General features: G+C 64.9%; 13 protein-coding genes. 8 read left to right on the plus strand and 5 right to left on the minus strand.

The features are described 5' to 3' along the window. Window positions 1-34: 34 nt before the first annotated feature. Window positions 35-835 (plus strand): hypothetical protein, encoded by an 801-nt coding sequence (locus tag FXB38_RS03960; RefSeq protein WP_148749461.1) that lies wholly within the window; start codon window positions 35-37, stop codon window positions 833-835. A gap of 158 nt (window positions 836-993) precedes the next feature. Here FXB38_RS03960 and FXB38_RS03965 read toward each other — a convergent pair whose 3' ends face one another. After that, entirely contained in the window at window positions 994-3363 is a 2370-nt protein-coding gene (locus tag FXB38_RS03965) for a xanthine dehydrogenase family protein molybdopterin-binding subunit (RefSeq protein WP_148749462.1), read from the minus strand. A gap of 210 nt (window positions 3364-3573) precedes the next feature. On the opposite strand from FXB38_RS03965, the gene FXB38_RS03970 reads away from it, so the two are divergent. Beyond that, on the plus strand, window positions 3574-4647 hold the full coding sequence (locus FXB38_RS03970; RefSeq protein ID WP_148749463.1) for a Ppx/GppA phosphatase family protein: 1074 nt from the start codon (window positions 3574-3576) through the stop codon (window positions 4645-4647). A 1-nt stretch (window position 4648) separates the two neighbouring features. Then, window positions 4649-5335: an RlmE family RNA methyltransferase gene (locus tag FXB38_RS03975; protein WP_148749464.1), complete on the plus strand. Its 687-nt coding sequence runs from the start codon at window positions 4649-4651 to the stop codon at window positions 5333-5335. Between the two features lie 106 nt (window positions 5336-5441). On the opposite strand, the gene FXB38_RS03985 is transcribed toward FXB38_RS03975, so the two are convergent. Further along, window positions 5442-6932 (minus strand): MFS transporter, encoded by a 1491-nt coding sequence (locus tag FXB38_RS03985; protein ID WP_148749466.1) that lies wholly within the window; start codon window positions 6930-6932, stop codon window positions 5442-5444. Window positions 6933-7304: 372 nt separating this feature from the next. Between FXB38_RS03985 and guaB the strand changes: the two genes are divergently transcribed. The 3 genes from guaB (at window position 7305) to FXB38_RS04000 (ending at window position 10527) form a co-directional block, all read left to right on the plus strand. Next, the gene (gene guaB, locus FXB38_RS03990) at window positions 7305-8798 is read left to right on the plus strand and encodes an IMP dehydrogenase (protein ID WP_148749467.1); all 1494 of its coding nucleotides are present in this window, start codon (window positions 7305-7307) and stop codon (window positions 8796-8798) included. A 255-nt stretch (window positions 8799-9053) separates the two neighbouring features. Beyond that, window positions 9054-10076, plus strand: coding sequence for an NADP-dependent oxidoreductase (locus tag FXB38_RS03995; protein WP_148749468.1), 1023 nt, complete (start codon window positions 9054-9056; stop codon window positions 10074-10076). Window positions 10077-10227: 151 nt separating this feature from the next. Next, a complete protein-coding gene (locus FXB38_RS04000) occupies window positions 10228-10527 on the plus strand; it encodes a hypothetical protein (protein WP_148749469.1) in 300 nt (99 codons plus the stop codon). Between the two features lie 9 nt (window positions 10528-10536). On the opposite strand, the gene FXB38_RS04005 is transcribed toward FXB38_RS04000, so the two are convergent. After that, the gene (locus FXB38_RS04005; protein WP_148749470.1) at window positions 10537-11379 is read right to left on the minus strand and encodes a metallophosphoesterase family protein; all 843 of its coding nucleotides are present in this window, start codon (window positions 11377-11379) and stop codon (window positions 10537-10539) included. 282 nt (window positions 11380-11661) lie between these two features. On the opposite strand from FXB38_RS04005, the gene FXB38_RS04010 reads away from it, so the two are divergent. Together FXB38_RS04010 and FXB38_RS04015 are read left to right on the plus strand one after the other, a co-directional pair. Then, entirely contained in the window at window positions 11662-12084 is a 423-nt protein-coding gene (locus FXB38_RS04010; protein ID WP_148749471.1) for an MAPEG family protein, read from the plus strand. A 34-nt stretch (window positions 12085-12118) separates the two neighbouring features. Continuing rightward, complete coding sequence (locus FXB38_RS04015; RefSeq protein ID WP_148749472.1) at window positions 12119-13420, plus strand: RsmB/NOP family class I SAM-dependent RNA methyltransferase; 1302 nt, start codon at window positions 12119-12121, stop codon at window positions 13418-13420. Between the two features lie 215 nt (window positions 13421-13635). Here FXB38_RS04015 and FXB38_RS04020 read toward each other — a convergent pair whose 3' ends face one another. Together FXB38_RS04020 and FXB38_RS04025 are read right to left on the minus strand one after the other, a co-directional pair. Continuing rightward, complete coding sequence (locus FXB38_RS04020) at window positions 13636-13845, minus strand: cold-shock protein (protein WP_148749473.1); 210 nt, start codon at window positions 13843-13845, stop codon at window positions 13636-13638. Between the two features lie 254 nt (window positions 13846-14099). Next, complete coding sequence (locus tag FXB38_RS04025) at window positions 14100-14423, minus strand: DHCW motif cupin fold protein (protein ID WP_148749474.1); 324 nt, start codon at window positions 14421-14423, stop codon at window positions 14100-14102. Between the last annotated feature and the right edge of the window lie 133 nt (window positions 14424-14556).

The following is a 14556-nucleotide window of genomic DNA, read 5'->3' on the forward strand; positions in this document are numbered from 1 at the left end:
TCTGAAAGAACAAAAACATAGGGAAAAGCCCGCCATGCCGAACCGGCTCGAAACCTACCGCGTCGAGGCCTACAACACCGCCAAGCAATCCGAAAACAAGATGCATGACGATACGGTGGCGCGCCGCTTCGGCTTTTCCGGTGGCCTGGTTCCGGGCGTCGATGTCTTCGCCTACATGATGCATGTGCCGGTGGCGCGCTGGGGCCGCGATTTCCTCGCGCGCGGGCTGGTCGAGGCGCGCTTCATCAAACCGGTCTATGACGGCGAGACTGCCGATATCGATGCGACCGAGCACAACGGCCTGCTCACGATCGAGGTCTTCAGCCGCACCGAGCTTTGCGCCACCGGAACGGCGTCGCTGCCGGCGACAGCGCCTGCGGTGTCATTGGGAGACTATGTCGAAGTGCCCGCGGTGGCCGAACGCAAGCCGGTCAGCCCTGAAATCTTCGAGCTCGGCAAATGGCTCGGCACGATGCCGCGACGCTGGGCCGGGCAGGCAGCGAGCGACTATCTCGCCGATGTCAGGGAGGCCGATCCGATTTTCGCACGCGAGGGGCTCGGCCATCCCGGCCTGATCCAGCGCGTCATGAACCGCGTGCTGGTCGACAACACCATTCTGGGCCCGTGGATCCATGTCGGCAGCCGCATGCAGCTGTTGTCGGCTGCACGCGCCGGCGATGAGATCGTTGCGCGGGCGAAGGTGACCGCGAACTACGAGAAGAAGGGCCACCGCTTCGTCGAGCTCGACGCGCTGGTCGTCGCCAATGGCACGACGCCGTTGGCGCACTGTCTGCACATCGCGATCTACCAGCCGCGGGAGCAGGCGGCGGCGTAGGGAAGGGACACAGCGCGTCCACATATTCTCTGTCATTCCCCGCGAAGGCGGGGAATCCAGTAGGCTGCGGCCCATCCGTGAATCACGACTGCCTCGGCGTGCTGGATCGCCCGATCAGTCGGGCGATGACAGCATTGTTGTTGAGGCAGAAGTGCCCGTTACGCCTTGCCCTTCGCGTCCTGGATCGCGCGCCAGACACGCTCCGGCGTCAGCGGCATGTCGATGTGCTTGATGCCGTAGTCGGAGAGCGCATCGAGCACCGCGTTCACCACCGTCGACAGGCTGCCGGCGCAACCGGCTTCGCCGCAGCCCTTGGTGCCGAGCGGATTGCTCGTGGCCGGCACCGGGTGATCGCCGACCTCCATGTACGGCACATCCTCGGCACGGGGCAGCGCATAGTCCATCAGCGAGCCGGTGATGGGCTGGCCGCTCTCGTCATAGCGGACGTGCTCCATCAGCGCCTGGCCGATGCCCTGGACGACGCCGCCATGGAGCTGGCCCGCGACCAGCATCGGATTGATCACCGTGCCGAAATCGTTCACCGCGCTGTAGCGCACGATCTGCACCACGCCGGTGTCAGGATCGACCTCGACCTCGGCGACATGGCAGCCGTTCGGGAAGGCCGAGGGCACTGGCTCGCTGGTGTGATCGACGTCGAGTGAGTCAGGCACGCCGTCCGGCACCTTGGCGTCATGCAGCTTCTTGGCGAGCTCCATGATGTCGATGCTGCGGTCGGTTCCGGCGATGGTGAAAGCACCATCGGCGAACTCGATGTCGGCCTCCGACGCTTCCAGCATGTGCGCGGCGGCGCGCTTGCCCTTTTCGATCACGAGGCGCGAGGACTCCACGATGGCTTGTCCGGTCGCGGTGATCGAGCGCGAGCCGCCGGTGCCGCTGCCGGCGTGCACGATGTCGCTGTCGCCCTGCACGAGCTTCACGCTCTCGAAGGGAACGCCGAGCTGCGCGCTCAGCACCTGCGCGAACGGCGTGGCGTGGCCCTGGCCGTAGTCGAGTGTGCCGGTGATGAGCTGCACGCTGCCATCGGGATCGAACACGATCTTGCCGAGCTCGGGGCTCGGCGGCGCCGTCACCTCGAGATAGGAGCCGACGGCGATGCCGCGCAGCTTGCCGGATTTCTTGCTCTCCTTCTTGCGCCTGGCGAAATTCTCGTGGTCGGAGATTTCGAGCGCCTTGGTGAAGACCGCCTGGAAGTCGCCGCTGTCATAGGTGACGCCGGAGGAGGCCGGAAACGGCATCTGGCTCTGCTTGATGAAGTTGCGCTTGCGCAGCGTCAGCCGGTTGATGCCCATCTCGTCGGCGGCGCGGTCGATCAGCCGCTCCATGTAATAGTTGGCCTCGGGCCGGCCGGCGCCGCGATAGGCGCCCATCAGCGTGGTGTTGGTCAATACCGTCTTGATGTCGATGCTCATCAGCGGCGTGCGGTAGACGCTGGAAAAATTCTTGCCGGTATTGAGCGAGAGCGGGCTCGGTGAAACCCCGGTGATGTAGGCGCCGAGATTGCCGTAGCCCGAGAGCTTCGCCGCGAGGAAGTGCCCCTCGGCGTCGAGCGCGAGCTCGGCATGGATCTTTTGCGCGCGGCCATGGCTGTCGGAGAGAAAGCTGGTGGAGCGCTCGTCGAGCCACTTCACCGGGCGTCCCAGCGCCTTCGCCGCGTACAGGATGCACATGTATTCGGGATAGTTGACGTTCTTCATGCCGAACGAGCCGCCGACATTGGCTGTGAGGATGCGCACCTTCTCGTTGGGCACCTTCAGGTTCTTGGCGAGGTTGGCGCGGTTGCCGGCGACGCCCTGGGTCGGCATCTGGATGGTGTAGCGCTCGGTCTTCCTGTCGTAGGAGGCAAGGCCGACGCGCGGTTCCATCGAGACCACGGCGACGCGGGTGTTCTCGATGTCGACCTTGGTGACATGGGCGGCGCTGGCGAAAGCGGCGTTCACCTTTTCCGTGTCGCCATAATGGTAGTCGAGCGCGACGTTGTTCGGGATGTGTTCGTAGAGCTGCGGCGCGCCGGGCCTGGCGGCTTCTTCGGGATCGGTCACGGCCGGCAGCGGCTCGATATCGAGCTCGACCGCTTCGGCCGCGTCGCGCGCCTGGGCCAGCGTGTCGGCCACCACGAAGGCGACGGGATCTCCGACGAAGCGGACCTTGTCGGTCGCCAGCGGCTGGCGGTTGGTCTGGTGCAGGGGCGAGCCGTCACGGCTCTTCAGCGGCAGGCCGCAGGTAAAGGGGCCATAGCCGGCTGCGTCGAGGTCCTTGCCGGTCCACACCCCCAGCACGCCCGGCATGGCCTTGGCGGCCTCGGTGCCGATGCCGCGGATGACGCCATGGGCATGGGTCGAGCGGACGACCACGCAATGGGCCTGGCCGGGCAGGTTGAAATCGTCGGTGTAGCGGCCCTTGCCGCGCACCAGCGTGTCGTCCTCCTTGCGGCGGACCGGCTGCCCGACGCCGTATTTCTGCAGTGCAATAGCGTTTTCGAGCGTCGAGGATTTGGTGTGTTCTTGCATGGGAATGACCTGAAAAGCCGGCAATTGCGCGTTTTTGGGCGCCTTTTGGGACCGGACCCCATTGAAATAACCCACCGACCCGTTCACGACAACGCACGAATGGACATGGTCCCATGTGATGCGTTGTTGCGCAGGCCTGCCGCGCTGCTAATGTTTCAGGCGAAAAAGCAATTCCAGATCGGCCCAACCGGCCGCGGAAAGACAGTTTGTATGAATGACCACACGCGGCTCCGCGACGGCCATGGGCCGCACGGTGGGCTCGAGGGGTCGATGGCGGCGGTGGCGTTGGCCCCCGAACCGGCCGTCGCCGCGCAAGCGCCGGGAACCGGCGTCTACGCGGCGCTGGACCTCGGCACCAACAATTGCAGGCTCCTGATCGCCTGTCCGACCCACGACGGCTTTCGCGTGGTCGATTCCTTCTCGCGCATCATCCGGCTCGGCGAGGGCGTCTCGGCGACCGGCTCGATCAGCGAGGCTGCGATCGATCGCGCCATCGCCGCGCTCAGCATCTGCCGGGACAAGATCAACCTGCGCAAAGCCAAGCGGCTGCGGCTGATCGCGACCGAAGCCTGCCGCGCGGCCTCGAATGCCGAGGGCTTTCGCAGCCGCGTCGCAGCCGAGACCGGCATCGATCTCGAGGTGATCGACCGCGAGACGGAAGCCTCACTCGCCATGCTCGGCTGCTCGCCGCTGGTTGATCCGAGTGGGCGCGGCGCCATCCTGTTCGATATCGGCGGCGGTTCCACCGAGCTGGTGCGGATCGAGCGCGACCCGCAAAATCCGGAGCCGCGCATCAAGGCCTGGATGTCGATCCCGCTGGGCGTGGTGACGCTGGCCGAGCAGTTTGGCGGCCGCGACGTTACGCCGGAGATCTACGCCGCGATGGAGCAGGAGGTCGCCAACCATGTCGCGCCGTTCGCGCAAGCGTACGGCCGCGATCTCGCCGACATGCATCTGCTCGGCACGTCGGGCACCGTGACCACGCTCGCCGGCATCCATCTTAATCTCGCGCGCTACGACCGCCGCCGCATCGACAGCATCTGGATGAAGGATACCGATATCACCGCGACCATCAGCAAGCTGCTCGGCATGACCTACCAGGAGCGCGCCAACAACAGCTGCATCAGCTTCGAGCGCGCCGATCTGGTGCTGGCCGGCTGCGCCATCCTCGATGCGATCCGCCGCGCTTTCCCGCTGCCGCGCCTGCGCGTCGCCGACCGTGGCCTGCGCGAGGGCATGCTGGTCGAGATGATGCGCGAGGACGGCGCGCTCGGGAGCTGGTGAGATGGCGAAAGACACCACCGGCCGCTTGCACGTCCAGGTCAAGACCGGCGGCAAGCGCAAATTGTCGTCAAAGCTATGGCTGGAGCGGCAGCTCAACGATCCCTATGTCGTCAAGGCCAAGGCTTTGGGCTATCGCTCGCGCGCCGCGTTCAAGCTGCTCGAGATCGACGACAAATATCGCCTGCTGAAATCAGGCATGGCCGTGGTCGATCTTGGCGCCGCCCCGGGCGGCTGGAGCCAGATCGCCGCCAAGCGCGTCGGCTCGATCGACGGCAAGGGCAAGGTCGTCGCGATCGATCTGCTGGATATGCCCGAGATTGCCGGCGTCGACTTCGCCCAGCTCGACTTCATGGACAACGACGCACCGGCGAAGCTCAACGCCATGCTCGGCGGCGGCGCCGACGTCGTGATGTCCGACATGGCCGCCAACACCACCGGTCACCGCAAGACCGACCAGCTCCGCATCGTCGGCCTGATCGAGACGGCGGCGGCGTTTGCCTGCGACGTGCTCAAGCCCGGCGGCTCGTTTCTGGCAAAAACGTTCCAGAGCGGCGCCGACGCCGATCTGCTCGCCCAGCTCAAGCGCGATTTTGCCACAGTGCGTCACGTCAAGCCGGCCGCGAGCCGGCAGGATTCCTCGGAGCGCTACGTGCTGGCGACAGGATTTCGCGGCGAGGCGAAGGCGTAACCACAAATTCCGTCATTGCGAGGAGCGAAGCGACGAAGCAATCCAGAAGCCTTCCGCGGAAAGATTCTGGATTGCTTCGCTTCGCTCGCAATGACGAGATCAGCAACTACCCCAGCCGCTGATCCCGCATGTCCTGCGTGTCTTCCGTCGCCACCTTGACGGCGGCGGTTGCCGCGCTCTTGGCTGCGCCCTTGCGGCTTGCGATCTCCACCGCCTTGCGGCCGGAGATCTCGTGGCCGGCGTCGGCGGGCATCTGCCAGAAGAACCAGCTCGACGCCGCCGAGGTCAGCGCCACCACGACGAAGGCCGGCGAGAACACCGTGGCATTGAGCTCGCTGACATGGCTAAGCCACATCGTGGTCTCGACCGAGGCGGCACCGACCGCGACGCCGGCGGAGATCGCGAGCTGCTGGTTGACGCTGACCAGCGTGGTGGCGCGGCTCATCTGCGCACTCTCGACGTCGGCATAGGCCACCGTGTTGATCGCGGTGAACTCGAGCGAGCGGAAGAAGCCGCCGACCACCAGAATCACCAGGATGATGAGCAGCGGCGTCGTCACCGTGAACAGCGCGCAGACGGCGAGGAAAAATGCGCTGATGATGGCGTTCACCGTCATCAGGTTGCGGAAGCCGAAGGTGCGGATGATCCGCGCGGCCAGCGTCTTCATGCCCATCGCGCCGAGCGAGGAGCCGAAGGTGACGAGGCCGGAATGGAATGGCGACAGGCCGAAGCCGATCTGCATCAACAGCGGCAGCAGGAAGGGCAAGGCGCCGATGCCGAGCCGGAACAGGAAACCGCCGAGCACGGCCGCGCGCAGTGTCGGCAGGTTCAGAAGCGAAAAGTCCAGCACCGGCGATCCCGTCCGCCGGGCATGGATGACGTAGAGCGTCATCGAGATCGCGCCGCCCGCGATCAGGGCCGCGACGATGCTCCAGGGCAGCAGGTTGAGCCCGGCCACGGAGAGACCGAATGCGATGCCGGCAAGCCCGATGCCTGCCAGCACCATGCCGTAGAGATCGAACGGCTCGCGGTTCTCGCTCTTGATGGGATCGATGAACTTCAGCGCCATGAAGATGCCGAGCAGCCCGATCGGAATGTTGATCAGGAAGATCCAGTGCCACGACGCGTAGGTGGTGATGAAGCCGCCGAGCGGCGGACCGATCACGGGACCGATCAGGGCAGGGACCGTCACCCAGGCCATCGCGTTGACCAGCGCGCTCTTGTCGACAGAGCGCAGCAGCACGAGGCGCCCGACCGGCGTCATCATCGCGCCGCCCATGCCCTGGAGGATGCGCGCGATCACGAAGTCGGTGACCGAGGTCGAGAGCGCGCAGCCGACCGAGCCGACCATGAACACGCCGACGGCGATCGCGAACACCATGCGCGCACCGAATCGATCGGCGGTCCAGCCGCTCGCCGGGATGAACACCGCGAGCGACAGCAGGTAGGACGTGATCGCGAGCTTCAGAGTCAGCGGGCTGGAGCCGATGTCGGCCGCGATCGCCGGCAGCGAGGTGGCGATCACCGTGGAGTCCATGTTCTCCATGAAGAGAGCGGTGGCCACGATCAGCGGAATGATGCGTTGCTTGTCGACCATGACGGATTGGTAATGGAAATCAGAAGGAAGGGCGGACTTGCGGCTTATCACCACGACTCGGCCGGGACCATTGCGCATCAACGCATAGCACCTAAATCCTGCGCTCCGTTCCTTCGCCGTTCCAGGGCGCCCCATGGCGCGAGCCCGGAATGACGGTGGGGCCACCGCCCGGCTGCCCCCGCCGAATTTACCTAAAAAGCCCGTGCATGGCTGGCCAGCGGTCCGATTTGCTTTGATTCGTCGCGCGGCCGTGCTATCGACCCGCGTCAACCCCACCGATGGGCTCCGATTCTCCGGCGATGCCGCAAGGTACGCCGAGGGCGGCGCTCATCCATACTTATTTGCGGCACGGCCGCAGGAAGGAGTTGGCAGATGGCCACGGTGCAACTTCAGGGCATCCGCGAAGCCTTTACGTTCGACGACGTGCTGTTGAAGCCGGGTCTGTCTGACGTCATGCCGGGCGAGGTCGACATCCGCTCCCGCGTCACCCGCGCCATTCCGCTCAACATTCCGATCATGGCCTCCGCAATGGACACCGTGACCGAGGCCCGCATGGCGATCGCCATGGCGCAGGCCGGCGGCCTCGGCGTCATCCACCGCAATTTCGATCCCGAAGGCCAGGCCGCCCAGGTGCGGCAGGTCAAGCGCTACGAGTCGGGTATGGTGGTGAACCCGCTCACCATCAGCCCCGAGGCCTCGCTCGACGATGCGCTCAAGCTGATGAGCGATCACGGCATCTCCGGCATTCCCGTTGTTACCGGTGCCGGCAAATCGACGCCGGGCAAGCTGGTCGGCATCCTCACCAACCGCGACGTGCGTTTTGCCACCGACCGCCGGCAAAAAGTCTCCGAGCTGATGACGCACGAGAACCTCGTCACGGTGCGCGAGAATGTCAGCCAGGATGAAGCCAAGCGGATGCTCCATCACCATCGCATCGAGAAGCTGCTCGTGGTCGATGAGCAATATCGCTGCGTCGGCCTGATCACGGTCAAGGACATCGAGAAGGCCGTCGCCCATCCGCTCGCCTGCAAGGATGCGCAGGGCCGCCTCCGCGTCGCCGCCGCCACCACCGTCGGCGACACCGGCTTCGAGCGCACCGAACGGCTGATCGATGCCGGCGTCGACCTCGTCGTGGTCGACACCGCGCACGGCCATTCCCGCCACGTGCTGCACGCCGTCAACCGCATCAAGCGTCTGTCCAACTCCGTGCAGGTCGTCGCCGGCAATATCGCAACCGCCGAAGGTGCACAGGCGCTGATCGATGCCGGCGCGGACTGCATCAAGGTCGGCATCGGCCCGGGCTCGATCTGCACCACGCGCATCGTCGCCGGTGTCGGCGTGCCCCAGCTCACCGCGATCATGGATGCGGTCGAGGCAGCGAAGAAGTCGGACATCCCCGTCATCGCCGATGGTGGCATCAAGTTCTCCGGCGATCTCGCCAAGGCGCTCGCTGCCGGTGCTGACATCGCGATGGTCGGCTCGCTGCTCGCCGGCACCGACGAGACGCCCGGCGAAGTGTTCTTGTGGCAGGGCCGGTCCTACAAGGCCTATCGCGGCATGGGCTCGGTCGGCGCGATGGCGCGCGGCTCGGCCGACCGCTATTTCCAGCAGGACATCAAGGATGCGCTCAAGCTCGTCCCTGAAGGGATCGAGGGCCAGGTGCCCTACAAGGGCCCGGTCGGCAACGTTATGCACCAGCTCGCCGGTGGCTTGCGTGCTGCAATGGGCTATGTCGGCGCAAAGGACATGAAGGAGCTGCACGAGAAGGCCAATTTCGTGCGCATCACCGGCGCGGGCCTGCGCGAAAGCCACGTCCACGACGTGACCATCACGCGCGAGGCGCCGAATTATCCGGGCGGGGGTTAGTCTACCTCCACTCTCGTGCCCCGGACGCAGCGCAGCGCTTCTTCAGCGGTGCGCTGCAGAGCCGGGGCCCATCTCTTCGCTTGGTCACCTGTCGCCATCTGGGTCCCGGCTCTGCGCGGCAGCACAAGAGCGCTGCAGCGCGTCCGGGACACGAGACGTGCGTATGGCCTGCGACCATCCAATCCATCGCTTTTGTATTGACGCAGCTACCTCCCTCCGCTTCCGTCGTCGAAAGACAGCCAGGAGGAAGCCATCATGTCCCAAGCAAAACGCATCGTTCTCGCCGCACGTCCCGTCGGCGAACCCAAATCATCCGATTTTCGCCTTGAGGAATTTGCCGTCCCGACGCTTGGCGCAGGCGAGGTCCTGCTACGCACGATCTGGCTGTCGCTCGATCCCTATATGCGCGGGCGGATGAGCGAGGGGCCGTCCTATGCCGCGCCGGTGCCGGTCGGTGGTGTGATGGAAGGCGAGGCGGTGAGCGAGGTCGCGGCCTCCAACAATCCTGATTTCGCGGCAGGCGACATCGTGCGGATCCGTTCGGGCTGGCAGACGCACGCGATCTCGAACGGCAAGGGCCTGATCAAGGTCGATCCCAGGCTCGGTCCGATCTCGACCTCGATCGGTGTGCTCGGCATGCCCGGCATGACCGCGTATACGGGCCTGCTCGACATCGGCAAGCCGCAAGAAGGCGAGACCGTCGTCGTCGCCGGCGCTTCCGGCGCGGTCGGCTCGGCCGTGGGGCAGATCGCGAAGATCAAGGGAGCACGCGCGGTCGGCATCGCCGGCGGCAAGGACAAGTGCGACTACGTGGTGAAGGAGCTCGGCTTCGATGCCTGCGTCGATCACCGCGATCCTGATCTCGCCGCGAAGCTCAAGGACGCCTGCCCGAAGGGGATCGACGTCTATTTCGAGAATGTCGGCGGCGCGGTGTTCGAGGCGGTCTTCCCGCAGCTCAATCAATTCGCGCGCGTGCCGGTGTGCGGCCTGATCGCGCATTACAACGACACCGAGGCCAAGCCGCCGAAATGGGCGGCGTCGATGATGCGCGCGACGCTGACCAAGCGGCTCACCTTCCGCGGCTTCATCGTCTCCGACTTCGCCTCGCGCCATGGCGACTTCCTGCGCGACATGTCGGGTTGGGTCCGTGACGGCAAGGTGAAGTACAAGGAGTTCGTCACCGAGGGCCTGGAGAGCGCGCCCGCCGCCTTCATCGGGCTCTTGAAGGGCGCCAATTTCGGCAAGCAGCTGGTCCGGGTCGGGCCGGATAAGGCCTGATTTGGCACAACCAGCCCCCGTCAGGGGGCTGGTTGGTTAAAAAAGAGTCACCGATTGGCCACACCAGCCCGCAAAAGCCGCCTGTGTGACCGGCGGTTCATTGACGGAAAAGCGAAGGCATTGAATCATCGCGCATATTTTGGGTGTTGCGATGTTAGAGATCGGTATTTTCTGCGTCATCCTTTTGGCTGCCGGCTATTGGGCGGCCATGTATGTCATGGGCCGTCGCGACGACGTCATCCATGGCAAGTTCGTACACACCGACGACGAGGGTGCGTTCACGCAACCCGCGATGCCGGCGCCTCCGCCGCGCTTCCCCAAGCGTCCGGTCAAGGCAGCCGAGTCCGTCAAGTCTGTGCCTGTGAACGATCCGGTCGCTCAGCCGGTGAGCAGCCAAGCGCTGCAGTCGCTGCTCGCCGCGATCCAGCAGGATCTCAAGAGCGTCGCGTAAGGAGCGGTGCTAGTGCTCGCCGCCCATCTGGGCGAACAGCTCTTCGATATCCACATCGATCTGGCCTGCGGCGCGGACGTGGCGGACTTCGAAGCTGTCAGGCGCGAAGCGGTACTCGACGAGGCCGGTCTCCTTGATCGCGATCCGGTCCTGGCGTGAGTCGTTGATCTTGAAGCCGGCCGACGGCGCCCAGACGTGCCGCGTGTGGCGGAACGTGAAGTCGCGACGCTGGTGCACGTGACCGCTCGCGATGAGGCGGAGATCGACATGCGCAAACATCTCGATCAACCGCGCGCGCGCCGGCTGCGGCACGTAGCGGATCGAGGTCTCCGGGGCTTCAGGCTCGTCCGGCAAATGGAGAAACACCGGCTTGTGCAGGAACAGCGCGACCGGCTTGCCATTCACGCGTGCGATTTCCCGGGACAGCCAGTCGAACTGCTCGGCCTCGAACGCGAGCCCTGAATTCATCACCAGCGAGTTGAGGCCCATGAAGCGCCAGCCGGCGGCCTCGAACGACCAATGGTCCTCGCCGATGATGTCGCGGAATTGCTGGCGGTGCGCTTCCGCGATCGGTGGCTTTGGTGCGGGCCCGAGTGCGGTCGGATTGTCGCCGATGTCGTGATTGCCGGGAAGGTAGCGACAGTCGACGGGCAGGGCGTCGTGCAGGCTCTTCGCAAACGTGACGTCGTCGCGGCTCGTGGGCCCGTCGAAGGAGACATCGCCGGTGTTGATGACGAGATCAGGCCTGTCGGCGTCAATGTGCTCACTGACGCGATGAAAGTTCGCGATCAGGCCGGGAAAACGCCGGCCGAGATGCGTGTCGGAAATCTGGGTGAGGCGAAATTCGGACATGGGCGAAGTCTCGCCTGCGCAGACGTCGGAACGATGACGCGCGGGCAAAATCCGCGACCGAACAAAGTTTAAAGCACGCGATAGCGGAAGGTGTAGGCGTCCTGCGGCGCGACGGGGCGTGTCAGCGGCGGCGTGTCTCGCCGGGCTCCAGGGGGCCAAGATCGCTGCAATGATCGGCAGTTAGTCGCCCAATCGGGAACGCCGGTTCAACTCGTCGATTGTCAGCGCCAGAAGTCGCGGCTAATGACGGTCCGCGGCACGCCGCCTTACGGGAAAGTTCCGATGTCCGTCCAAATGGTCTTGTTGCCTGTCTTCGTGCAGGTCGGTCTCACCTTCGCGCTCCTGATCGGCATGGTGTTCGGGCGCCGGAATGCGCTGGTCTCGGGCGAGACCAAGATCCGCGACATTGCGCTCGGCGAGCCGAACTGGCCGAAGGGCGCCACGCAAATCGCCAATTGCTACCGCAACCAGTTCGAGCTGCCGGTGCTGTTCTACGCCCTGATCGCGCTGGCGCTGCCGCTGCGCCATGCCGATCTCTTCATCGTGCTGATGTCCTGGGTGTTCGTGGTGACGCGCTTCGCCCATGCCGGCGTGTTCGTCAGCTCGAACGATCTCGGCCGGCGCTCGTCGCTCTGGCTCGCCGGCGTGCTGGTGCTGCTGGCGATGTGGATCTACTTCGCACTGAAAATCCTGTTGCTGATCTGACGGTTGACCGTCGGATTCGACCTGAAAGATTCAAATGACTCCCGCTGCCCGGCTGTCCGCAGCCATCGAACTGATCGACACCATCGAACGCGACCGCGTGCCCGCGGCCAAGGCGCTGAAGGAGTGGGGCACCGCGCACCGCTTTGCCGGTTCCGGCGACCGCGCCGCCATTGCCGGCCTGGTCTGGGACGTGCTGCGCCGCTATGCCTCCAGCGCGTTCCTGATGGATTCCGATACCGCACGCGCGCGCCTGATCGGCATGCTCCGCCTCGAGCGCAACATGGACACCGCAACCATGGAGGCTCTGTTCGATGGCGGCCGGTTCGCGCCGGCGCCGCTGACTGCGGCCGAGCAGGCGGCGCTCAGCCATCGCTCCCTGAAAGACGCGCCGGCGGCAATTGCCGGCGATTATCCGGACTGGCTCGATTCCCATCTGGCCAAAGTGTTCGGCGAGGACCGCGCGGCCGAGGCCGTCGCGATGGCGAGCCGGGCGCCGCTCGATCTGCGCGTCAACACGCTAAAATCCAATCGCGACAAGGTGCTGAAGGCGCTTGCTCATCTTCATGCGAAACCGACGCAATGGTCGCCAAATGGCCTGCGCATCGAGCTTTCGGCCGATGCGCGCAACCCCGGCATCCAGGCCGAAGAGGATTTCATCAAGGGCGGCGTTGAAGTGCAGGATGAAGGATCGCAGCTTGCGGCCCTTCTCACCGCGGCAAAACCGGGCGAGCAGGTGATCGACCTCTGCGCCGGCGCCGGCGGCAAGACGCTGGCACTCGCCGCGATGATGCAGGGCAAGGGCCGGCTGATCGCGACCGACAGCGACAAGCGCCAGCTAGTGCCCATCCACGAGCGCCTGTCGCGCGCCGGCGTCCACAATGCCGATGTCCGTACGCCCAAGGGCGAGGCTGATCCGCTGGCCGATATCAGCGGCACCGCCGATCTCGTTGTGATCGACGCGCCCTGCACGGGAACCGGAACCTGGCGCCGCAACCCCGATGCCAAATGGCGCATGCGACCGGGCGCGCTGGAGGTTCGCCTCAAGGACCAGGCCGAGGTGCTGGAGCGCTCCGTACCGCTGGTGAAAGCGGGCGGCCGCATCGCCTACATCACCTGCTCGGTGCTGGCTGAGGAGAACGGTGAGCAGGTGAGGGCCTTCGTCGGCCGCCATCCCGAGCTCGCGGTGGTGCCGCCGGAGCAGACCGCGAGCGTGCTCTGGGACAAGGCCGAGGCGTTTGCGCAAGCCGCGCTGCAATCGGACGAAGGCTGGCTGATGACCCCGCGCCGCACGGGGACCGATGGGTTCTTCGTGTCGGTGCTGAGGAAGGCAGGCTGAACTATCCCCCGTCATTCCGGGACTCGCGAAGCGAGAGCCCGGAATCCATCGGGCCGCAGGCATTGCCGTGAAATGGATTCCGGGCTCGCCCTGCGGGCGCCCCGGAATGACAAGCGGGCAAACAAAAACCCCGCGAACCGGAGGCCGGTCGCGGGGTCTCTGAACTCAACGATCTGCCGGTACGTCCGTGGTCAGATCGCGAATTGCGCGGTCAACTAGCCGGCGCGGAGGTTGTCGGCCGAGGACTTGCCGCTGCGGCGATCCGCAACGATGTCGAACGAAACCTTCTGGCCCTCGTTGAGGGTGCTCAGACCAGCGCGTTCAACGGCGCTGATGTGAACGAAGACGTCCTTCTGGCCGTCATCCGGCTGGATGAAGCCAAAGCCCTTTTGGTTGTTGAACCACTTCACGGTGCCCATTGCCATAGTCATTTCCTTTCAATTGACGATGCACTCAGGGGGACAAATGCACATTGCTGCGCCCATCATCCCGGTTGGTCGATTTTGGAGAAATACCTGAAACGTGCTCGTCCATTGGAAATGAGACGGAGCGGCCCAGTCGTTCGGCCAAGGATCGATCATCACAATCTAGCGATTTTTTGGGGCAACTTCAAGGCGGCACGCGCTCACAGCGAGCGCTGCGCATTTTGCTATTTTGCGCTGCACACCGCTCGGTTCCATCAGTCCACGATGAAAAGAGTGGCGCCCACAGCCGTCGATGAGCGATGCGCGGCGTCGCCAAAGTCCGAGACCTGGTAGCTCATCCCCGGCGTAAGCCTGAATTTGCGCCCGTCGCGCAGCTCGCTGTCGAGCTCGCCCGCGAGCACGTGGCCGCGGTCGCACCAATGATCGGCCAGATAGCCCGGCGAATACTCCACCATCCGCACCCGGAGATCGCCGATGTTGAGCGTGCGCCACAGCGCGTGCCCGGTTTCACCGGGATGCGTGGTGGCCTCGACCTTGCTCCAGTCGGTGACGGTGAAGGGCGAGGTGGGGAGCTTCATGGGAGGATCCTGTAGGTGAGCAATGTTGCTTGGGGCATGCTCTTAGCAATAAACTCAGTCATTGCGAGGAGCTCTTGCGACGAAGCAATCCAGACTGTCGCCGCCGAGAGATTCTGGATTGCTCACATGGGGA

The sequence above is a fragment of the Bradyrhizobium cytisi genome, from assembly GCF_008123515.1.
Taxonomy (GTDB): domain Bacteria; phylum Pseudomonadota; class Alphaproteobacteria; order Rhizobiales; family Xanthobacteraceae; genus Bradyrhizobium; species Bradyrhizobium cytisi.